The organism is Methylomonas sp. DH-1 (assembly GCF_046097555.1).
Classification (GTDB): Bacteria; Pseudomonadota; Gammaproteobacteria; order Methylococcales; family Methylomonadaceae; genus Methylomonas; species Methylomonas koyamae.
This window is the reverse complement of the sequence record NZ_CP143089.1, coordinates 2,329,236-2,351,118: the sequence shown is the minus strand read 5'-3', so window position 1 is coordinate 2,351,118 and position 21,883 is coordinate 2,329,236. Positions and strand designations below refer to the sequence as shown.

Below are 21,883 nucleotides of genomic sequence, written 5' to 3'. Positions count from 1 at the left end.
AATAAGAGGGGCGCTATCTTAACACTAACCGCGGCCGGCTTCCCAACTTGCCGGCCGAGAAAATCCCGGCAATTATGCGATAATCGCCCGGATACGATTTATTGCAGACACCGGAGATTTTGCATGACCGCATTGATAGGCATCATCATGGGTTCCACATCCGACTGGGAAACCATGCAGCATGCTGCGCAGACCTTGGAACATCTGGACATTCCGCACGAAGTGGAAGTGGTATCGGCCCACCGCACCCCCGACAAACTGTTCCGCTATGCCGAAACCGCCGAGAGCAAAGGCCTGGAAGTCATCATCGCCGGTGCCGGCGGCGCCGCGCATTTGCCGGGCATGACCGCGGCGAAGACCGCGCTGCCGGTGCTGGGGGTACCGGTCCAATCCAAAGCCTTGAACGGCATGGATTCGCTGTTATCCATCGTGCAAATGCCGGCCGGGATTCCGGTCGGCACCCTCGCCATAGGCAAGGCCGGCGCCATCAATGCCGCACTGCTGGCCGCCGCCATCGTCAGCAACAAACACCCGCAATACCGGTCGGCGCTGGATGCCTACCGCCAGCAGCAAACCGATAGCGTCATCGCTACGCCCGATCCGCGGCAGGTGGCCGGATGAAGGTAGGCATTCTGGGTGGCGGCCAGCTCGCCAGGATGATTGCCCTGGCCGGCTATCCGCTGGGCCTGAAATTCATCGTCCTCGACCCCGACGCCAATGCCGGCGCCGCCGGCCTGAGCGAACATTTGCTCGGCGCTTACGACGACCCCGCCCTGCTGGCGGAATTGGCCGAGAAAGCCGACGTGGTGACTTACGAATTCGAGAACGTGCCGGCCCACGTCGCCGAATTTTTATCCAGCCATACGCTAGTCTATCCGCCGGCCGGCGCGTTGGCGGTGGCGCAAGACCGTTTGCTGGAAAAAAATTTCTTCCGCGAGTTGGGGATCGGCACCGCGCCGTTTGCCGCCGTCGATAGTCTGGCGGACTTAGAAAACGCCATGGCGGATATCGGCTATCCGGCCATTTTGAAAAGCCGGCGCATGGGTTACGACGGCAAGGGCCAAGCCGTGTTGCGGTCGGCGGCCGATTTGGCTGCGGCCTGGGACAGCATGCAAGGCGCCGCCGCTATCGTCGAAGGTTTTGTCGATTTCCAACGCGAGGTCTCGATCATTGCCGCCCGCAGCGCGTCCGGCGAAATTGCCTATTACCCGCTGTCCGAAAACCGCCACCGCGGCGGTATTTTGCGCATCGCCGAATGCTGCGATAAGGATCCGGCTCAATCCCTGGCCGAAGATTACGTCAGGCGTCTGCTGGAAAAACTGGATTACGTCGGCGTCGTCGCGTTGGAATTGTTCGATGCCGGCGGCACATTGTTGGCCAACGAATTCGCGCCCAGAGTCCACAACTCCGGCCATTGGACCATCGAAGGCAGCGAAACCAGCCAATTCGAAAACCATTTGCGGGCGATTCTAAATCTGCCGCTGGGCTCGACTGCACCGCGCGGTTACGCGGCGATGGTGAATTTCATCGGCGGCCTCGCCGACGACGCCCAATTGCTGAACATAGCCAACGCCCATCTACATTTATACGACAAGGTGCCGCGCAAAGGCCGCAAAGTGGCGCATGCGACGATACGTACCGACTCGGAAGCCGCTTACCGGGCCGGCTTACAGCAGTTGGCCGATCTGGCCGCCGCCGCCGATAACTCCTGATCCGCCGTTGCCTCCGGCCAGCGGCTTTCTCCGAAAGGTTTGGGCCAAACCGTTACATTTGTGCGGGTTTGGCCTATGCTGTGTATTGACTTGGCCCACCGGCCTTTTGCAGCTACACCGGCCCAAGCCGGACCACGCCCAAGGTCGCCCGAACCTTAGCCGCTCGGACGAGCCAAACTTGCAGACTCTCATTGGCCGCTACGAAATGGTGACAGAACTGAAATCGATGCCGGTTGCCGGGACGGACTCGCACTCCCGCCCGATCCGCTCTGCCAATCTAATCAAACGCATCGTATTCGGTTTGGCGGCGCTGAATCTGCTGGTTTTGGCCGGCGGCGGCATCGCTCTGTTCGAAAGCCGCGAACACGCCGTGCAATTGGCGAGCGTCTCGGCGGGTAATCTGGCGCATACGCTCGAATATTCGATTTCAGGCTTGGTCGATGCCATCGACCTGGCTTTGCAGTCCACGGCCGACGAAATCGAACATACCCCGCCAAGCCCCGGCCATTTTGCCGAGCTGTTCAGACAGCAACAAAAGCGTTTGCCAGACTTGATCAGCCTGCGGGTTTACGATGCATCCGGCGCAACGGTTTACCGTAGCGGCGCCCCGGCTCCGCCACAGGCGTCCGCCGGCGACCGTTCGATTTTCAATCGGCAGCAAGCGAACCCCGGAAGCGGCTTGCTTATCTCGCCAGCCCCGCGCGAGCCGCGCAACGGCCAAACAGCGTTGCTGTTTTCACGACCTCTAGCCGCTGCCGACGGCGCTTTTGCCGGTGCAGTCATGGCAACGCTTCGTTTGAAGGGCCTGAACGAATTGTTATTGGCAGTCGACATCGGCCGCCACGGCGAAGTCGTACTAATGGACCGCAACCTGGCGGCGATCAGTCGTTATCCGGAACCGGCCGGCGGCAATCCGGCCTTACAAAACGTATCCGCCGAATTCAGCCGGGCCTTGGAAAGCGATTCGGCAGCCGGACGTTACCGCACCACAAGCGATCGCGGCGACGGCATCGCCCGGCAACACGTTTATCTCGAATTCGAACGCTACCCGCTGCTGGTCGACGTCGGGCTGGCCGAAGACGAATTCTTGCGCGTTTGGCACAAACAACTCTGGATTTTTCTGGCCATAGCCGGCTTGTTCCTGGTCGCCTCCTGGTCGTACGCCCTGACCTTGATCCGCAGCCTGCGCCGGCAGCACGCCGACGCGGAGAAACTGCGCGGCCTGTTCGAGTTATCGCCATTGGGTATCGCCCTGAATGACTTGAACGGCCGTTTCGTCGAATTCAACGACGCTTTCTGCCGCATTTGCGGCTATAGCGCCGAGGAATTGGCCAACCTCGATTACTGGACGCTGACGCCAAGCCAATACCGCGAGCAGGAGGCGGAACAACTCGAGCAAATGCAGCGCACCGGCTATTACGGGCCTTACGAAAAAGAGTATTTGTGTAAAAACGGCAAACTGAAACCGTTGCGGCTGAACGGCATGTTGATTACCGGCAGCGACGGCCAGCGCTACATCTGGTCTATCGTCGAGGACATTACCCAACTCCGGCAGAACGAGGAGGAAATGAAGATAGCCGCTACGGTCTATCAAGCCAGCAGCGAAGGCATGATGGTATTGGACAACGGCAATCGCATCATTTCGGTCAATCCGGCGTTCACGGCGATTACCGGTTACAGCGCCGCGGAAGTGGTTGGCCACAACCCGCGCATATTGAATTCCGACCTGCACAACGACCATTTTTTTCAGGCCTTATGGCAGACCGTCGCCGACACCGGCGCCTGGCAGGGCGAGGTCTGGAACCGGCGCAAGTCCGGCGAGATTTTTCTGCAATGGCTGTCGATCAACACCGTGTTCGCTACAGACGGCGCGGTGCAACGCCGGGTCGCGATGTTCTCCGATATCACCGAAAAGAAAAAGAGCGACGATTTGATCTGGCGCCAGGCCAACTACGACAGTTTGACCGACCTTCCCAACCGGCAGATGGTGCGCGAGCGGCTGGAAACCGAAATCAAGCAGTGCAAGGCGGAGCGCAAACAGCTGGCCTTGTTGTTCATCGATCTGGACCGGTTCAAAGAAGTCAACGATACGCTAGGCCACGACGTCGGCGACTCGCTGTTAGTCGAAGCCGCCCGGCGCATGTCGGCTTGCGTGCGCGACAGCGATACCGTATCCCGCCTGGGCGGCGACGAATTCATGGTCGTGCTGTCCGGCCTGGACGATAGCGAATGCGTGCCGCGCATTGCCGGCCACTTATTGGAAGCCTTGGCGGCGCCCTACCGGCTCGACGACGAATTGGCTTACATCTCGGCCAGTATCGGCATCACGATCTACCCGACCGACGCGACCGACTTCTCGGTCCTGCTGCGTAACGCCGACCAAGCCATGTACGCCGCAAAACGCCAAGGCCGCAATTGCTACCACTATTACACCACTGCGATGCAGGATGCGGCCAACAGCCGGGCCCGGCTATCGAACGACTTGCATCAGGCCTTGGCCGACCAGCAATTTGAGGTTTATTACCAACCCATCGTCGAACTGGCAACGAATTCGGTGCATAAAGCGGAGGCCTTGATTCGTTGGCAGCATCCGACCCTCGGCCAAATCAGCCCGGCCAAATTCATTCCGATTGCCGAAGACACCGGCCTGATCGTCGAGATCGGCGACTGGGTGTTTCGCCAAGCCGCCGCGCAAGCGGTGCGTTGGCGCAGCCTGCTCCATTCGGAATTTCAAATCAGCGTCAACAAATCGCCGGTCCAATTCAGAGCCGACCACGGCAACCATCTGTCGTGGTTCGGGCACTTGCGGGAGTTGGGTTTGGCCGGCAGCAGCATCGCCATCGAAATTACCGAAGGCTTGCTGGTTGAGGCCAGCGACAAGATCCGCGGCCAGTTGCTGGCTTTCCGGGATCAAGGCACCCAGGTGGCCTTGGACGATTTCGGTACCGGCTATTCCTCGTTGGCGTATCTGAAGAAATTCGATATCGACTATTTAAAAATCGACCAGGCCTTTGTCCGCAATCTGGCCAACGACTCCAGCGACATGGCACTGTGCGAGGCGATGATCGTCATGGCGCATAAACTGGGTATTAAAGTGATCGCGGAAGGCGTCGAGACCGCAGAACAGTGCGCGTTATTGAAACAAATCGGCTGCGATTACGGCCAGGGCTACCTGTTTGCGCGGCCGATGCCGGCCGACGCCTGCGAAGCCGCGCTATTGCAGGGACGGCCCGGTCCGGCTTAAGCGGCCGGATGCGCGGTTTCAGAGTGGCTCCCGGCCAGCAACAGATAAAATGCCGGTACCACGAACAAGGTCAACAACGTGCCTATCCCCAAACCGGAGGCGATGACCAAGCCGATCGCAAACCGGCTGGCCGCACCGGGTCCGGTGGCCAGCAGCAACGGCACCATCGCCACGATCATCGCCACCGTCGTCATCAGAATCGGCCGCAAGCGGATAGCGGCCGCCTGCTCGACCGCCGCCTGCTTGGTCAACCCGGAGCGGGATTGCAATTGATTGGCGAATTCGACGATCAGAATCCCGTTTTTGGCGACCAAACCGATCAAGGTAATTAAGCCGACCTGGGTGTATATATTCACGCTGGCAAAGCCCAGCATTAGAAACACCATCGCACTGGCGATAGACAGCGGCACCGAGATCAAAATGATCAGCGGGTCGCGCCAGCTCTCGAACTGGGCTGCCAACACCAAGTAAATCACAATCAGCGCCATGAAGAAGGTGACGATCAACACGTTGCCCTGCTGCCGGTACTGGCGCGATTCGCCGGTGTAATCGAAGCCGTAACCGCGCGGAAAAACCTCATGGGCAATTTTTTCGAGGCCCGCCATCGCATCGCCCAAGCCGACTCCGGGCAGAACCATGCCGCTCAGCGTCAGGCTGTTCAATTGTTGAAACTGGCTGCGTTTACCCGGCTCCACCGAATTTTGGATTTTGACCAGCGAAGACAACGGGATCTGCGCGCCCGAACGGCTGTTCAAGTAGTAAGCGTCCAACTTGCCGATATCGATGCGGTCGGCGTCGTCCACCTGCGGTATCACCTTGTAACTGCGGCCCTGCAAACTGAAACGGTTGACATATTGGCCGCCGAGCAGCGTTGCCAGATTGTTGCCGATATCCTGCATGCTGATGCCCAAATCGGCGGCACGGTCGCGGTCTATGACCAGCGTCGATTTCGGCCGGTTGAAGCTGACGTCTTTCATCAGAAACGCGAATTGGCCGCTTTGCATCGCTTTATCCAGCACTTGGTCGGCCAGTTGGTCGAGCTTGGCGTAATCGGCGTCGCTGGTGATGACGAACTGCATCGGCAGGCCGCCGCCGGAACCGGGCAGGCTGGGCGGCGGGATCACGGCGCTCTGGAATCCGGCGATGCGGTCCACCTTGCTCTGCAAATCCGGTACGACTTGGCCGACGCTGCGCCGGCGCTGGAATACCGACGGCATTTTCAAGCCGCTGAACACCATATTGGCATCGCCGCCGAAGCCCATGATCAGGAAACTCTCTTCGTGCTCAGGAATGCTCTCGAATTGCGCGATCAGTTCGCGGGCATAGGTCTGGTTGTATTTCAAGGTCGCCGTTTGCGGGGCGGTGGATACCGCGAATAAAAAGCTTTGGTCTTCGGTCGGCGCCAATTCTTTGTTGGACAGCATGAACATGAAATAAATACTGGCCAACACCAGCAGCGCAAAGGCCATCACCGCAGCCGGATAGGCCAACACCCTGTGCAGCAACGCCCGGTAACGTAGCGCCAAGCCGTCGAAGAAATGTTCGACGCCTCGTTCGAAACCGCCGGGCCGGCCGGCCGCTTGCAAAAACCGCGAACTCATCATCGGCGACAAAGTCAGCGCGACAATACCGGATATCAAAACCGCTCCGGCCAGCGAAAAGGCAAATTCGGTGAACAAGGCGCCGACCAAGCCGCCCATGAAACCGATCGGCGCGTAAACCGCGACCAGCGTGGTCGTCATTGCGACCACCGGCAACGCTAGTTCCCGCGCGCCGTCGATGGCGGCCTGAATCCGTCCGCTGCCCTGCTCGATGTGGCGATGGATGTTTTCGACGACGACAATCGCATCGTCCACCACCAAGCCAATCGCCAATACCATGGCCAGCATGGTCAGCAGATTCAGCGAAAACCCGAGCAACAGCATCAAGAATGCGCCGCCGACCAGCGATAGCGGTACGGTCACGGCCGGAATCAACGCCGCCCGCAACGAACCCAGCGACAGGAATATCACCGCCAGTACGATAGCGACGGCTTCCAGCAAGGTGCTGAAGACTTCATGAATCGAATCGTCGATGAATTGGCTGGCGTCGTAAGGCAACAGTACGTGCATGGCATCGGGCAAATCGCGTTCGATTTCCTGCAATTGCCGCTTTACCGCTTGCGCGACCGTCAACGGGTTTGCGCCCGGCGCCTGTTCGATGCCCATGAAAATGGCCATCTTGCCTTTGTACCAGTTCACCGTATCGTAATCTTCGCTGCCCAGTTCTATCGTGGCGATATCCGCCAGCCGGACCAGGCTACCGTTGCGCTTGGCGACGACCAGTTGCCGGAATTGTTGTGGGTCTACGGCATCGGTGGTCGCACTCAAATCGAGTTTGACGTAGTCGCCCTTGGTGCCGCCGACGCCGGACAAATAGTTGTTGGCGCGCAGTACATCGCTTACTTCGCCGGCAGAAACGCCGAGGGCGGCCATTCGCTGCGGGTCCAGCCAGACCCGCATGGCAAAGGTCTTGTTACCCAACATCGCCGCTTTGCCGACGCCGGGTACGGCCTGCAATTTGGGCTGGATCACCCGCAACATGTAATCGCTGAGCTGTGCGTCTTGCAAGGTATCGCTATACAGCGCGATATACATTAGCGCGGTGTCGTCGCCGGTTCGCGAGGTGATGACCGGATCTTCCGCTTCGGCCGGCAGTACGTTGCGCTGGCTGGCGACTTTGGCCTGGATTTCCGACACTGCGGCGTTCGGATCGTAATTCAGCCGCATGTGGGCTTCGATGACCGAACTGCCCTGCCGGCTGTTGGCGGACAAATAGTCGATGCCGTTGGCTTCGGCGATCGCTTGTTGCAGCGGCGTCGTGATAAAGCCTTTGATCAGATCGCTGCCGGCGCCGGGATAAGCGGTCGTCACCGTAACTACGGTATTTTCGGTCTTCGGGTATTGGCGCAATTCCAGTACTGTCAACGCGCGCAAACCCAAAATCAGAATCAACAGGCTGACCACGCTGGCCAACACCGGGCGCTGAATAAACAGATCGGTAAATTTCACTGCGCGGCCTCGCGCTCGCCGGGTGCCGGCTGGCTGTCGGCGGTAATCGGCATGCCGTTGCGCAATTTGAGCTGGCCGGCGCTGACGACCCGGTCTCCCGCCTGCAACCCTTCCAGGATTTCGACTCTGCCGCCGCGGCTTTGTCCGGTCCGCACCTGGCGGCTCTGTACCGTTAATCCATTGCCGGCCGTTACCGCCAAAAATACCGAATCGCCGTAAGGGTTATAGGTGACCGCCGTATCGGGTACCGTCAATACTTCGCTGGATTTTCCGGAATTGATCGCCACTTGGGCAAACATGCCGGGACGCAGCAATTTCTGGGCGTTGTTGAATTTCGCCTGGATGTTGACGGCACGGCTGCCCAGGTCTACGGCCGGGCTCAGAGCGGTGATAGTGCCGCTGAAACGACGCTCGGGATAAGCGGCGACGTTGATTTCGACCTGCTGGCCGTTACCCAGTAGGCCGAGTTGGCGTTCCGGCAAGCTGAAATCCAGGTAGATCGGGTCGAGTTTTTCCAGATTGACAATGGCCGAGCCTTCCGCCAAATACTGGCCGAGGTCGACTTGGCGGATACCGATCTCGCCGTCGAACGGCGCCTTGATCTGTTTTTTGGCGATAACGCTTTGCTTGGCGGCGACGGCGGCTTTGGCTTTATCCAACAACGCCAGGTTTTGATCGTAGTCGGCCTGGGAGACGAATTTCTTTTCCAACATCTGCGCACTGCGTTGGTAGTGCAATTCGGCCAGACGCAACTCGGCTTCGAGGCCCTTGAGTTCGGCTTGATCGGTGGCGCTGTCCAATTCGAGTAGTAGTTGGCCTTGTTTAACGGATTGGCCGGACTGGAAATGAATGGCTTTGATTTGTCCGGCGACCTCGTTGCTGAGGTTTATCCCGGCCACTGCACGCAGACTCCCGACACTGGCGATCGTAGCCGGCCATTGTTCGCGGCGGACCTCGGCTAACGCCACGACTGCGGGCGGCGGCGGTTGCATGTGCTCGATCGCTTGATTGATTTGCCTAAACTTCAGACCGAACAAGCCGCCGAGCAGCAGCACGGTAAACAACACTACCCACAAAATGCGCTTAATCATGCGGCGACGCCAAGCTTAAAAAAGTTGCCAGTTTATCAGAGATACAACGGCGCCATGCGCCGCCAGTAATGCCCCTGGTGGGCACGCCCCTCCCACTCGTATAACGCGTGAGCCACGCCTTTCTCGGCGAGAACCCGGCTTAGCGCATGGTTATTCGCCAGAAACGGATCTTGCTTGCCGATCACCAAGGTAATGTCCATCTGCCGGATGGCCGCCAATTGGGCTTCGCAGGCAAGATTAGGCAAAAAATGGCTCGGCGTATGGAAGTAAATATTTTCGTCGTAATAGCCGTCGAACAGGTTTTTGAAACATTCGACTTCCAGGGTCAAATCGAAGCGGCCGGAAAATGCCACCAATTTTTTGAACAATTGCGGATGGCGAAACGCGATATTGGCGGCATGAAAAGCCCCCAAACTGCAGCCGTGCGCAATGACGCAGGGATGCGGATTTTTCAGCGCCATGAACGGCATGATCTCGTTCAACACATAATCTTCGAAATACATGTGGCGTTGAATGCGGTCTTGCGGTTTTCGCCAAAAACAGTAAAAAGTTTCGTGGTCGATGCTATCGACGCAGTACAACTGCAAGTAACCGGCCTCGATCTTATTGCGCAGCCGTTCGACGATACCCAGATTTTCGTACTCGAAGAAACGGCCGTCGCGGGTCGGAAAAATCAGGACTTTGGCACCGGCGTGGCCGAATACCAGAAATTCCATGTCTCGTCCCAGTCGCGGGCTGTACCAATGGTGGTATTCGCGGTTCATAACCTAAACGGGCGATACTCCGAAAAATTGCAGCAATTCGGCAACCAATTGCCGATCCTGTTCGTGTTGGCGCGGATATTCGAAATGCCCGGCTTCCAACACGAACAAACGTTTCTCGCCGGACCAGGCGTTATAAATCGCAAATTGTCCGGGCGGCGCGACGACGGGATCGAATAATGCGACTGCCGCGTGTAACGGCTGCACGGCATGGCGCGCAGCAACCGCGGCATCGTAATAGGCCAATGTGTCAAAAATGCGAGGGTGGTGTTGGCTATGGGCCTTCAGCGCGGCCGCGCTGCCGCTGCTGGGCAGGCTCAAGCGCAACGGCTGGTTGCCGAAGGTCGGCACGTTCAAATGCAGCCGTTTGATTCTTCGGTCCCACGGCGCGGCCAACGCGCCCAGCCCGCCGCCGAAGCTGATTCCCATATAGCCCATACGCTCGGCGCATTGCGGATAAATGGCGGCGAGCACCGTTACGGCTAGCCAGATATCCTCGACGCAACCGCCAATCACGTACTGGTTCGGATCTTCTATCGCATGCAATACATGCAGGTTTGGCTGTTCCGGCAAACTACCGTTGCGGCTGCGCGAGATACCGCGCATGCACGGGAACAACAAAGCGGCTCCGCCAATTTGCAGATGGTAATCCGGTTGCTCCCTGCCGCCGTAGCCGTGGCCGACGACGATGGCTTGCGTTACCGCTTGATTTTCCGGCTCCAACAGCCAGCCGCCGATGGCGAAATCCCCGGTGGAACGGTAGCTTATATCGTAGACCCGGTAACCGGCGCGAGAGCACTGGTAGGTCAGAGCGTAATCCGCTGCGATATTGACGGCTTGCCGGTATTTGTCGCGCCAGAACCGGCAAAAATCGGGATTTTCCTCCGGCGCCGGAATTGCCAACAAATCGTCGAGGCTACAGCCGTATCCCGGATCATAGTTGTAGTGATGGTGGAATAAGCTCACTGCCGATATCTGTAAGCGGATTGGCGGCCCAAGGCCGGGATGAATTCAGGCCGTGCATTGCCGGCAGTATTGCCTTGCGTGGTGCCCGAGTCCTGCAGTAGCGGAACGAAGCCGGATGCTCCGTTCCGAATAAGGGGTTAATCGACTATTTTGTATTTTTCCCTGGAAGCATCGACCATGTCGCGCAATTCCTTTCCAGGCTTGAAATGAGGTACGTGCTTCTCCGTCAGCGAGACCGAATCTCCGGTTTTCGGATTTCTGCCCAAGCGGGCGGAGCGGTGGTGTAATGAAAAACTGCCAAAGCCTCTAATTTCGATTCGTTCGCCACTGGCCAATGTATCGCTCAAGTGATCGACAACACATCTGACCGCCAATTCCACATCTTTAAGCGCGAGATGCGGCTGTTTTCTCGCCAGCATCTCTATCAATTCTGATTTCGTCACATCCAGCCCTGAATAATCAAAAAAGGGTGGCATGAGTACACCCATGCCACCCTCGGAGATGGTTTTATTACTTGTCCATTTGTTTGAAGATGTCGCCCAATGTTGCAGTACCTGCATTTTGTTGCGAGTAATCTTTAATCGCGTTGGACTCTTCTTCCGCATCCTTCGCTTTGATGGACAAAGAAATAGACTTGGTTTTCTTATCGACGCCGACAAATTTAGCTTCGATTTCGTCGCCCGCTTTCAGCAGTTTGCTGGCATCTTCGACGCGGTCGCGCTGAATCTCGGAAGCTCGCAAATAACCTTCCACATTGTCGGCCAAGGTCACGATGGCGCCTTTGGCGTCGACTTCTTTGACGGTGCCTTTCACCAAGCTGCCTTTTTCATGCAGCGCGATGTAGTTTTGGAAAGGATCTTGCTCCAGTTGCTTGATGCCCAACGAGATGCGTTCGCGCTCGGAGTCCACCGCCAAAATAACGGTTTCGACTTCGTCGCCTTTTTTGTAGTTGCGAATCGCTTCTTCGTCGTTCTCGTTCCAGGAGATGTCGGACATATGTACCAGACCGTCGATGCCGCCTTCCAGACCGATGAAGATACCGAAATCGGTGATCGATTTGATTTTGCCGGTGATTTTGTCGCCTTTGTTATGGGTAGCGGCAAATTCGTCCCAAGGGTTGGATTTGCACTGTTTCATACCCAGAGAAATACGGCGGCGTTCTTCGTCGATTTCCAGCACCATGACTTCGACTTCGTCGCCCAACTGAACGACTTTGGATGGATTGACGTTTTTGTTGGTCCAGTCCATTTCGGAAACGTGCACCAAACCTTCGACGCCTTCTTCGATTTCGACGAAGCAGCCGTAATCGGTCAGGTTGTTGACTTTACCGAACACGCGGGTGCCGGCCGGGTAACGGCGGGCGATGTTTTGCCATGGATCTTCATCCATTTGTTTCATGCCCAAAGACACGCGAGTTTTGTCTTTGTCGAATTTCAGGACTTTGACTTTGACTTCCTGGCCGATCTCTACACACTCGGACGGATGGCGAACGCGGCGCCATGCCATGTCGGTGATATGCAGCAGGCCGTCGACGCCGCCCAGATCGATAAACGCACCGTAATCGGTGAGGTTCTTAACGATACCGGTAACGATCGCGCCGTCTTGCAGGGTTTTGACCAATTCTTCGCGCTCTGCGCTGTATTCGCTTTCGACGACCGCGCGACGTGACAACACGACGTTGTTACGTTTTTGGTCGATTTTGATGACTTTGAATTCCAGATCGCGGTTTTCCAAAAACGCGGTGTCGCGAATCGGACGCACGTCAACCAGAGAACCAGGCAGGAACGCGCGCAGTGCGCCGACTGCCACGGTGAAACCGCCGCGAACTTTGCCGTTGATACGGCCGATAACGGTTTCTTGCGTTTCGAAGGCCTTTTCCAATTCAGCCCACGCTTTGCTTTTCTTGGCTTTGTCGCGGGAAAGAAGAGTGGCGCCCAAGCCATCTTCGAACAGATCGAGAGCTACTTCGATCTCGTCACCGATATTGACTTCCAAGTCGCCGTCGGCATTCAGGAATTGCCATTTTGGAATGACACCTTCCGATTTCGCCTGTGTACTGACGATGACAAACTCGTTTTCGATGTCGACAACGGTACCGATCAACATCGCGCCAGGACGCATTTCGGTCTTGGCATAACTCTCTTCAAACAACTCTGCAAAGCTTTCGCCCATCTTTACTTTCCCAAACTTGCCACAACACCAGCAAGTTTTAACAATTATCAAAAAATTAATAAAAGCTATCGGCTCGCGCCGATAACTGCCAAAAGTCTCATTCGACTAAATTTACTACCTGATCAATCACCTGTTGAATAGACAAGCTGGATGAATCGATATAATGCGCGCCTTCAGGCACGGTGAGCGGCGCAGACGCCCGCTGGCTATCGCGACGATCACGCTCCTCTATCTCTCGAGTGATTTGCGGAAGGTTAGCATCAATTCCCTTTTCAATCAACTGTTTATATCTACGCAACGCCCTTTCTTCGGCACTGGCGGTCAGATAAACCTTGTATTTCGCTTCGGGAAAGACCACGCTGCCCATGTCGCGCCCGTCAGCGATCAAGCCTGGAAGTCGTTGAAAATCCTTTTGTTTTTGTAGCAATACCGCTCTGACCTCCGGATAGGCAGCGATAATCGAGGCGGCATTGCCGGTAGTTTCGGTCGCCAAGCGGCCGGAAATATCGCCACCGTTGAGCCGCACCACGAGTTCGTCGCCGCATTCGAATTCTAACGACATCGCTTCAGCGACAGCGCAAATTTTGGCAACGTCGTTCAAGTCCAGACCGGCATCCAAAACCGCAACCGCCAACGACCGGTATATCGATCCGCTATCCAGATAATGCCAGCCCAAAATTTTCGAGACCGCCCGACTGACGGTGCCCTTACCGGCCCCGCTGGGGCCGTCTATCGTTAAAACTGGAATCGACATCGTTATAGCGTGCCCAATTTCAGACCCAATTGCGTCGCCAACGTCGGGAATTCCTTGAACGAGGTATTGACGTTGGCGCAATCGTTAATCGTAATCGGGCCGTTGGCGCGCAGGCCGGCAATCGAGAACGACATCGCGATGCGGTGATCGCCGTGCGAGTCGACTTCGCCGCTACCCAATTGGCCGCCGTTGATGACCATGCCGTCTTTGGTCGGCTGGGCGTCGATACCGAGGATTTGTAAACCGTCCGCCATGACCTGAATCCGGTCTGATTCCTTAACTCGCAATTCCTCTGCGCCGGTCAATACGGTTTGACCTTCGGCGCAAGACGCGGCAACAAACAGCACCGGAAACTCGTCGATCGCCAGCGGCACCAAGTGTTCTGGAATATTGATGCCTTTTAAGGAAGCAGAACGCACGCGCAAATCGGCTACCGGCTCGCCGCCGACTTCGCGCTCGTTGAGTACTTCGATATTGGCGCCCATCAGACGCAAAATGTCGATCACGCCGGTGCGGGTCGGGTTGATGCCGACATGCTTCAGGGTGACGTCGGAATTCGGAGCAATGCTGGCGCCGACCAAAAAGAACGCCGCCGAGGAAATGTCGCTGGGCACGTCGATGTTGGTCGCGGTCAACTTACCTTCGCTGCTGATTTTCGCGGTGGCGCCGTCACGGATAACGGGATAGCCGAAACCAGCCAGCATGCGCTCGGTATGGTCGCGGGTCGGCGCCGGTTCGGTGACGCTGGTCTCGCCTTCCGCGTACATGCCGGCCAGTAACAAGCAAGACTTGACCTGGGCGCTGGCGATCGGCATGTCGTAATGCATGCCTTTCAACTTACCAGCCTTTCCTTTGATATGCAGCGGCGCGGTACCGTTGGGCTGGGTTTCGATTTCGGCACCCATTTCCGCCAATGGCACAGTCACCCGCTTCATCGGCCGCGATTCCAGCGACTTGTCCCCAGTCAACACGGTATCGAAGGCTTGACCGGCCAACAGACCGGACAGCAAACGCATAGAGGTGCCAGAGTTACCCAGATATAACGGTTTGTCCGGCGCTTTCAGGCCGTGCTTACCCACACCGTGGATCGTCACTTCGCCATTGACCGGACCTTCGATTTGCACACCCATTGCCCGAAACGCTTCCAAGGTGGAAATCGCGTCTTCTGCGTTCAAAAAGCCGGTGACGTGAGTGACGCCTTCGGCCAGCGAACCGAGCATGATCGAGCGGTGCGACATGGATTTGTCGCCGGGTACGCGGATTTCGCCGTTCAGGCTGCCGCCGGGTTGGACTTGGAAAATGACGTTAGTGGATGAGGACATAGTGGTTAAGTTGGATCGTCAAAAGTTTCGAGAAAACGTTGTCGGGCTTGCTTAGCATAGCTGAAGGCGTCGAACAAAGCTTGCGCGTCGTCAGCCTGCAGCATGCGTTCGAATTGGCCGAGTTCGGTTTGAAATTGTTGAATCAGCGGAATAATTTCCTGTTTATTGGCCAGACAAATATCCTGCCACATGGTCGGATCGCTTGAGGCGATGCGGCTGAAGTCCTTGAAACCGCCGGCGGCGTATTTGAAAATTTCGCGCTGCTCATCCTTGCGTCCCAGCATGCCGACCAAGGCGAAAGCCAGGATATGCGGCAAATGGCTGGTCGCCGCCAACACGGTATCGTGATGCTCGACAGCCATCACCGATACGCTGGCGCCGATACGCTGCCAGAGTTCGCTGAGTCTGTCAGCTGCTTGGGGATCGGTATTGGGCAACGGCGTAACGATTACGCGGCGGTTACGGTACAAATCGGCCATCGCCGCTTCGACGCCGCTACGCTCGGCACCGGCAATCGGATGCGCCGGCACGAAATTGCTCGGCACCTCGCCGAACACCGCTCGCGCCGCCTCGACCACACTGCCTTTGGTGCTACCGGCGTCGCTGTATATCGCTTGCGGATTCCAGTACGGTTTCAGTTGCGCAAAGATGGCCTGCATGCTGCCGACGGGCGTACAGATAATCACGCAATCGGTCCCGGCCATCGCTTGCGCGGCATCGGTGTATACCGCATCGACCACGCCTAATTCCAATGCGCGCTGCATATTCGGTAAATTCTTTTCCCGCCCTAATGCCACCACCTGCTGGCACAAGCCTTCGGCTCGGACTGCCTTGGCGATAGAACCGCCGATCAGACCGATGCCGATGATGCACAGGCGCTTAAACACCTTGCAACACCTGAGTCAAAGCGTCGATGAAGATTTGGTTTTCTCGCTGGGTGCCGATACTGACCCGCAAATGATTCGGCATTTCGTAATTGGCCACTGGCCTGACGATAACGCCTTTTTGCAATAAAGCTTGATACAGCGGCAAGGCCGGTTGCAGCATGTCCACCGACACGAAATTGCCGGACGACGGAATCCACGGCAAATCCAAAGCCTTGAAAGCGGAGGTCAATTGCGCCATGCCGGCGTTGTTGACCGCCACGGTCTCGGCCAGATAGTCAGCGTCAGCCATCGCCGCTTCCGCCGCCGCCAACGCCAGCATGTTGCCGTTGAACGGCTGGCGGACGCGATTCAGCAAATCCGCCACTTCCGGCGACGACACGCCAAAACCGATGCGCAGACCGGCCAGACCGTAAGCTTTGGAAAAGGTGCGGGCAATAATCAGATTGGGGTATTGGGCTGGCCATTGCATGGATTCGGTGCGCACTGCCGGCTCGACGAATTCGTAATAGGCTTCGTCCAGCACTAACAGCACCGATTTCGGCAGCGAGGCGACGAAATCCTGCACGGCTTGCGGTGCCAACAAAGTACCGGTCGGGTTATTCGGATTGGCGATGAATACCACCCGGGTCTTAGCTGTCACCGCCGCCCGCATTGCGTCCAGATCGTGGCCGTAATTCTTGGCCGGCACGACCACGGCTTTGGCGCCGACCGCCTGAGTCAGAATCGGATATAACGCGAACGCATGCTGAGCGAATACGACTTCGTGCTCGGGAGCGACGAAGGTGCGCATGACCAGTTCCAGAATCTCGCTGGAACCGTTGCCGAGGGTAATTTGAGCAAGGTCCACACCCCAGCGGGCCGAAATCGCGGTTTTCAAGGCGTAGCCACTACCGTCCGGATAACGGGCGATTTCCGGTAAGGTGTTCTGAATTGCCTCGGCCACCTTGCGGCCGGTACCGAGCGGATTTTCGTTGGACGCCAGCTTGATGACTTCGCTCAGACCCAGCTCGCGCTGCAATTCTTCCGCCGGTTTACCCGGCACGTAGGGCATCAATTGCTGAACACCTTCCAGGGCAAGTTGTAAAAATTGATTCATGAAACAAACGGATTAAATGACGGCTTTAGGATAGGAACCCAATACTTTCAACATCTTGACGTTGTTTTCCAGGCTGTTCAGCGCCGCGGCGACATCTGCGTCTGCGCGGTGGCCTTCGATATCGATAAAAAACACGTATTCCCACAGGCCTTGCCGCGAGGGCCGCGACTCGATATGGGTCATACTGATACCGTATTGGGCGAACGGTTGCAGGATCCGATGCAACGCGCCGGGCTGGTTGCCGGTGGAAACCAAAATCGAAGTCTTATCCAGACCGGTCGAAACCGGTTGCACCCGGCCAATGACGATGAAACGGGTCGTGTTGTTGGCTTCGTCTTCGATATGTTTTTCGATGACGTTGAGGTCATACAACTCGGCGGCGGTCAAACCGGCGATAGCGGCTTTGCTGTGGTCCAGCGAGGCCAGGCGCGCGGCTTCGGCATTGCTGCTGACCGCAGTACACGGCACACCGGGCAGGTTCGAGGTCAGCCATTGCCGGCACTGGGCCAAGGATTGCTGATGCGAGAACACCTCGCTGATGCCGACCAAAGTGTCCATCTTGCCGAGCAAGTTTTGATGCACCCGAATTTCGACTTCGCCGCAAATCTGCAGCGGGCTGTCCATGAAACGGTCCAAGGTATGGGCAATCACGCCTTCGGTCGAGTTCTCCACCGGCACCACGCCGAATTGGCAGTGCCCGGTTTCTACCGATTGAAAGATTTCGTGTATCGTCGGTACCGGGATATCTTTGACCGCATGACCGAAATGTTTGAAAGTCGCTTGCTGCGAGAAAGTGCCGGCGGGACCGAGAAAGGCGACTTCCAGCGGTTTTTCCAACGCCAGGCAAGCCGACATCAATTCGCGGAATAGATGGGCGGCGGCATCGTCGCCCAGCGGCCCAGGATTCAATTCTTTGATCCGCCGCAATACCTGCGCTTCCCGGTCCGGACGGTAAAAGCTGCCGGTCTCGCCTTCGGCTTGCTTGGTGCGCGCGACCTCAATCGCGCATTCGGCGCGCCGGTTGACCAGTTCCAGAATCTGCTGGTCTATCGCGTCTATACGATCGCGCAATTCGGACAACGGAATGATAGAGGTCATAGAGCCTAGTGGGTGCGCTCGAATTCCGCCATGAAGGCTATCAACGCATCGACGCCGGCTTCCGGCATCGCATTGTAAATACTGGCGCGCATGCCGCCGACCGAGCGGTGGCCGGCCAAAGTACTCAAGCCGCTGCGTTCGGCCAGTGCCAAAAATTCTTTGTCCAGCGCCGGATCGTGCAACACGAACGGCACGTTCATCCGCGACCGGAACGGTTTGTCGACCGGGTTACGGTATAAGCTGGAATTATCGATCGCATCGTATAACTTTTGGGCTTTGCGGATATTGCGTTGTTCGATTGCGGCAACGCCGCCCTCGCCCTTCAGCCATTGCAGGGTCAGGCCCAGCAAATACCAGTTGTAGGTGGCAGGCGTATTCAACATCGAATCGGCCTTGGCTTGCTGGGCATAGCTAAACACTGCCGGCGTATTTTTCGCTTCCAATCCGACCAAGTCGTCGCGCACGATAACGACGGTTACCCCAGACGGCCCCATGTTTTTCTGAGTGCCGGCGTAAATGATGCCGTAGCGGCTAACGTCGACCGGCCGCGACAAAATATTGGACGACATGTCGCAAACCAGCGGCAGCCCGCCTACCTCGGGTACGTCGCTGAATTCGACGCCGTGGATGGTCTCGTTGGAGGTGTAATGCAGGTAAGCGGCCTCGGTATCGATCCGCCAATCGGCGACAGCCGGAATCGTCGTAAACGAACTTGCTTCGGAACTGGCGGCAAGCCCCACTTCGCAATACTTGCCGGCTTCCTTGATTGCGGCCGTGGACCAGGCACCGGTATTGACATAGCAGGCCTTGGCTTTACCGTTCAGAATGTTTTGCGGAATCATCGCAAACTGAGCCGTGGCGCCGCCTTGCAGGAACAAGACCTGGTAACCGGCCGGTACCGCGAGCAGTTCGATCAGGTCGGCCTTCATTTGTTCGGCAATCGCCATGAAATGTTTGCCGCGATGGCTCATTTCCATCACCGACATGCCGCTACCGTGCCAATCCAACATTTCCCGTTGCGCTTGCTGCAATACCGCTTCCGGCAACATCGACGGACCGGCGCTGAAGTTAAAAACTCTTGCCATTATTCTTCATCTCCTACAACGGACGCGTTGCCGTCCTCCGCTTCCTGTTCCTGGTCGCCGATTTCATCGCCGTCTTCGTCGCCAAGGCCATCGATACGATCCACGCCAACCACTTTTTCGCCCTTGTCCAGCCGTATCACAGTGACACCCTGAGTATTGCGACCGACGACCGAAATCTCTTTGACTCGAGTACGGACTAGGGTGCCGCCGTCGGTAATCAACATTATTTCGTCGGTATCGTTGACCAATACCGCACCGACCACGGCGCCATTACGTTCCGAGGTCTGAATTGCAATCAAGCCTTGGCCGCCGCGGCGGTGCTGGGTAAATTCCTCCAACCGGGTGCGTTTGCCGTAGCCGTTCTCGGTGATGTTCAGGACCGTACCCTCGCTGGCCACAATCAGCGAGATGACTTTTTGGCCTTCCTGCAACCGAATGCCGCGCACGCCGGCAGCGGTTCTGCCCATCGAGCGGACATCGGTTTCGTTGAAACAAACCGCCTTGCCGTCGCTGCTGAATAGCAGCACGTTTTGCTGGCCGTCGGTAATCGCGACGCCGACCAGAGTATCGTTTTCGCTCAAATCGATTGCGATTTTGCCGTTACTGCGCTGGCGCTCGAATTCCGGCAACGGCGTTTTCTTGACGGTACCGGACGACGTCGCCATAAAGATGTATTTATCGGCGCTGTATTCGCGCACCGGCAACATCGCATTGATTTTTTCGCCCTCTTCCAACGGCAGCAAATTAACAAAGGGTTTGCCGCGCGCGGCTCGGCTGGCGACCGGCAGGTTGAATACCCGTAGCCAGTAGACCTTACCGGCCGACGAGAAACACAGTATCGTGTCGTGGGTATTGGCAATGATCAGTTTTTCGACGAAATCGTTTTCCTTGGTTGCCGTGGCCGATTTACCGCGGCCGCCGCGGCGCTGTGCCTTGTAATCGGTTAGCGGCTGGGTTTTGACATAACCCTCGTGCGACATGGTCACGACCATGTCCTCTTCGGTGATCAGGTCTTCCGCGGACAAGTCGGAATAATCCTGCACGATCTCGGTGCGGCGTTGGTCGGCGTACTGGCTACGAATTTCCTCCAACTCTTCGCGGATCACTTCCATCAAGCGTACGTCGCTGCCGAGGATGTGCAGATATTCGTCGATCAACGCCAGCAATTCCCGGTATTCGTTGACGATTTTTTCCTGTTCCAAACCGGTCAAGCGGTGCAAACGCAAATCCAGAATCGCCTGCGCCTGGGTCTCCGACAAACGGTAAACGCCGTCGGCCAAACCGAATTCGGGTCCCAAGTCCTCCGGGCGGGAGCGGTCGGCGTCGGCCCGGTCCAATAACGAAGCCACCAGGCCGGCGCTCCAGGTTCTGGCTAACAAGCCGGCTTTGGCCTCCTGCGGATTCGGCGAGGTTTTGATCAGTTCGATCATCTCGTCGATGTTGGCCAACGCCACCGCCAAACCTTCTAAGATATGCGCCCTTTCCCGCGCCTTGCGCAGGTTGTAAATGGTTCTGCGGGTAACGATCTCGCGCCGGTGGTCGATGAAGGCCAGCAATATGTCCTTCAAATTCATGCAATGCGGCCGGCCGTCGTACAGCGCCACCATGTTGATGCCGAACACCGTTTGCAGTTGGGTTTGTTTATACAGGTTGTTCAGCACCACGTCCGGCACTTCGCCGCGGCGCAATTCGATGACCATGCGCATGCCGTCCTTATCGGATTCGTCGCGCAAGCCGGAGATGCCCTCCAGTCTGCCTTCCTTAACCAGCTCGGCAATTTTCTCCAACAGCCGCGCTTTGTTGACCTGGTAAGGCAGTTCGGTAGCGATGATGGCCTGGCGACCGCTGTCGCCGATATCCTCGAAATGGCAGCGGGCGCGCAGATAGATCCGGCCGCGGCCGGTAGCATAGGCTTCGTAAATACCGGATGCGCCGTTGATGATGCCGGCGGTTGGAAAATCCGGGCCGGGCACGATTTGCATCAGTTCGGAGATCGATAAATCGGAATTTTCGATCAAAGCCAAACAGGCGCTGACAATTTCGCCCAGGTTATGCGGCGGAATATTGGTAGCCATACCGACCGCGATTCCGGCCGAGCCGTTGACCAGCAAGTTCGGCACCCGGGTCGGCAGCACTCTGGGTTCGGATTCCGATTCGTCGTAGTTCGGGACGAAATCGACGGTTTCCTTATCCAGATCGGCCAGAAGTTCATGGGAGATTTTCGCCATGCGTACTTCGGTATAACGCATCGCCGCCGGCGAATCCCCGTCGACCGAGCCGAAGTTACCCTGGCCGTCGATCAGCATGTAGCGTAAAGAGAACGGTTGCGCCATTCGCACGATGGTATCGTAGACCGCCGTATCGCCGTGCGGGTGGTATTTACCGATCACGTCACCAACCACACGGGCCGATTTTTTATAAGGTTTGTTCCAATCGTTACCCAGTTCGCTCATCGCGTACAACACGCGGCGATGAACCGGTTTCAAACCGTCCCGCACGTCGGGAAGCGCTCTACCGACGATTACGCTCATCGCGTAATCGAGGTAGGATTGTTTCATCTCGTCTTCGAGATTGACCGGGATAATTTCTTTAGCGAAGTCTGACATGGATCCGTGATTCTAGTGCGGTCGCCGGTTCACCCGTAC

Annotated in this window: 16 protein-coding genes; 3 read left to right on the top strand and 13 right to left on the bottom strand. The window is 57.1% G+C overall.

Going from position 1 to position 21,883, the window contains the following annotated elements:
* The first annotated feature begins 123 nt into the window (after positions 1-123).
* The 3 genes from purE to VXJ35_RS10860 all read left to right on the top strand — a co-directional run bounded on the left by purE (position 124) and on the right by VXJ35_RS10860 (position 4,956).
* Complete coding sequence (gene purE / locus VXJ35_RS10870) at positions 124-621, top strand: 5-(carboxyamino)imidazole ribonucleotide mutase (RefSeq protein ID WP_054759649.1); 498 nt, start codon at positions 124-126, stop codon at positions 619-621.
* Positions 618-1,712, top strand: coding sequence for a 5-(carboxyamino)imidazole ribonucleotide synthase (locus tag VXJ35_RS10865; protein ID WP_064021568.1), 1,095 nt, complete (start codon positions 618-620; stop codon positions 1,710-1,712). The genes purE and VXJ35_RS10865 overlap by 4 nt, the downstream gene beginning before the upstream one ends.
* Before the next feature lie 178 nt (positions 1,713-1,890).
* A complete protein-coding gene (locus tag VXJ35_RS10860; RefSeq protein ID WP_231914893.1) occupies positions 1,891-4,956 on the top strand; it encodes an EAL domain-containing protein in 3,066 nt (1,021 codons plus the stop codon).
* Here the strand turns inward: VXJ35_RS10860 and VXJ35_RS10855 are convergent.
* The 13 genes from VXJ35_RS10855 to gyrA form a co-directional block, all read right to left on the bottom strand.
* Positions 4,953-8,006, bottom strand: coding sequence for an efflux RND transporter permease subunit (locus VXJ35_RS10855; RefSeq protein WP_064021566.1), 3,054 nt, complete (start codon positions 8,004-8,006; stop codon positions 4,953-4,955). The two genes, VXJ35_RS10860 and VXJ35_RS10855, sit on opposite strands and share 4 nt — an antisense overlap.
* Positions 8,003-9,097: an efflux RND transporter periplasmic adaptor subunit gene (locus VXJ35_RS10850; RefSeq protein WP_064021565.1), complete on the bottom strand. Its 1,095-nt coding sequence runs from the start codon at positions 9,095-9,097 to the stop codon at positions 8,003-8,005. The genes VXJ35_RS10855 and VXJ35_RS10850 overlap by 4 nt, the downstream gene beginning before the upstream one ends.
* 35 nt (positions 9,098-9,132) lie before the next feature.
* Complete coding sequence (locus tag VXJ35_RS10845) at positions 9,133-9,861, bottom strand: esterase family protein (protein WP_054759661.1); 729 nt, start codon at positions 9,859-9,861, stop codon at positions 9,133-9,135.
* Positions 9,862-9,864: 3 nt separating this feature from the next.
* Positions 9,865-10,824 (bottom strand): acetylxylan esterase, encoded by a 960-nt coding sequence (locus VXJ35_RS10840; RefSeq protein WP_064021564.1) that lies wholly within the window; start codon positions 10,822-10,824, stop codon positions 9,865-9,867.
* Between the two features lie 137 nt (positions 10,825-10,961).
* Complete coding sequence (locus VXJ35_RS10835) at positions 10,962-11,267, bottom strand: integration host factor subunit beta (protein ID WP_054759678.1); 306 nt, start codon at positions 11,265-11,267, stop codon at positions 10,962-10,964.
* Positions 11,268-11,334: 67 nt separating this feature from the next.
* Entirely contained in the window at positions 11,335-12,996 is a 1,662-nt protein-coding gene (gene rpsA, locus VXJ35_RS10830; protein WP_054759665.1) for a 30S ribosomal protein S1, read from the bottom strand.
* A 97-nt stretch (positions 12,997-13,093) separates the two neighbouring features.
* Positions 13,094-13,756: a (d)CMP kinase gene (cmk, locus tag VXJ35_RS10825; protein ID WP_231914914.1), complete on the bottom strand. Its 663-nt coding sequence runs from the start codon at positions 13,754-13,756 to the stop codon at positions 13,094-13,096.
* A complete protein-coding gene (gene aroA / locus VXJ35_RS10820) occupies positions 13,753-15,072 on the bottom strand; it encodes a 3-phosphoshikimate 1-carboxyvinyltransferase (protein WP_064021562.1) in 1,320 nt (439 codons plus the stop codon). Before aroA ends, cmk begins: the two co-directional genes overlap by 4 nt.
* Before the next feature lie 5 nt (positions 15,073-15,077).
* The gene (locus VXJ35_RS10815; protein ID WP_064021561.1) at positions 15,078-15,959 is read right to left on the bottom strand and encodes a prephenate dehydrogenase/arogenate dehydrogenase family protein; all 882 of its coding nucleotides are present in this window, start codon (positions 15,957-15,959) and stop codon (positions 15,078-15,080) included.
* Positions 15,952-17,055: a histidinol-phosphate transaminase gene (gene hisC, locus VXJ35_RS10810; RefSeq protein ID WP_064021560.1), complete on the bottom strand. Its 1,104-nt coding sequence runs from the start codon at positions 17,053-17,055 to the stop codon at positions 15,952-15,954. The genes VXJ35_RS10815 and hisC overlap by 8 nt, the downstream gene beginning before the upstream one ends.
* A 12-nt stretch (positions 17,056-17,067) precedes the next feature.
* Positions 17,068-18,153, bottom strand: coding sequence for a prephenate dehydratase (pheA, locus tag VXJ35_RS10805; protein WP_064021559.1), 1,086 nt, complete (start codon positions 18,151-18,153; stop codon positions 17,068-17,070).
* A 5-nt stretch (positions 18,154-18,158) separates the two neighbouring features.
* On the bottom strand, positions 18,159-19,238 hold the full coding sequence (gene serC, locus VXJ35_RS10800; RefSeq protein WP_064021558.1) for a 3-phosphoserine/phosphohydroxythreonine transaminase: 1,080 nt from the start codon (positions 19,236-19,238) through the stop codon (positions 18,159-18,161).
* Positions 19,238-21,844 (bottom strand): DNA gyrase subunit A, encoded by a 2,607-nt coding sequence (gene gyrA / locus VXJ35_RS10795; protein ID WP_064021557.1) that lies wholly within the window; start codon positions 21,842-21,844, stop codon positions 19,238-19,240. The genes serC and gyrA overlap by 1 nt, the downstream gene beginning before the upstream one ends.
* Between the last annotated feature and the right edge of the window lie 39 nt (positions 21,845-21,883).

What these genes read in the sequence shown, in the direction of transcription:
- VXJ35_RS10850 (WP_064021565.1), bottom strand. Translation starts at nt 9,097, where the DNA reads ATGATTAAGCGCATTTTGTGGGTAGTGTTGTTTACCGTGCTGCTGCTC.
- VXJ35_RS10845 (WP_054759661.1), bottom strand. Translation starts at nt 9,861, where the DNA reads ATGAACCGCGAATACCACCATTGGTACAGCCCGCGACTGGGACGAGAC.
- hisC (WP_064021560.1), bottom strand. Translation starts at nt 17,055, where the DNA reads ATGAATCAATTTTTACAACTTGCCCTGGAAGGTGTTCAGCAATTGATG.
- purE (WP_054759649.1), top strand. Translation starts at nt 124, where the DNA reads ATGACCGCATTGATAGGCATCATCATGGGTTCCACATCCGACTGGGAA.
- rpsA (WP_054759665.1), bottom strand. Translation starts at nt 12,996, where the DNA reads ATGGGCGAAAGCTTTGCAGAGTTGTTTGAAGAGAGTTATGCCAAGACC.
- serC (WP_064021558.1), bottom strand. Translation starts at nt 19,238, where the DNA reads ATGGCAAGAGTTTTTAACTTCAGCGCCGGTCCGTCGATGTTGCCGGAA.
- VXJ35_RS10865 (WP_064021568.1), top strand. Translation starts at nt 618, where the DNA reads ATGAAGGTAGGCATTCTGGGTGGCGGCCAGCTCGCCAGGATGATTGCC.
- aroA (WP_064021562.1), bottom strand. Translation starts at nt 15,072, where the DNA reads ATGTCCTCATCCACTAACGTCATTTTCCAAGTCCAACCCGGCGGCAGC.
- gyrA (WP_064021557.1), bottom strand. Translation starts at nt 21,844, where the DNA reads ATGTCAGACTTCGCTAAAGAAATTATCCCGGTCAATCTCGAAGACGAG.
- pheA (WP_064021559.1), bottom strand. Translation starts at nt 18,153, where the DNA reads ATGACCTCTATCATTCCGTTGTCCGAATTGCGCGATCGTATAGACGCG.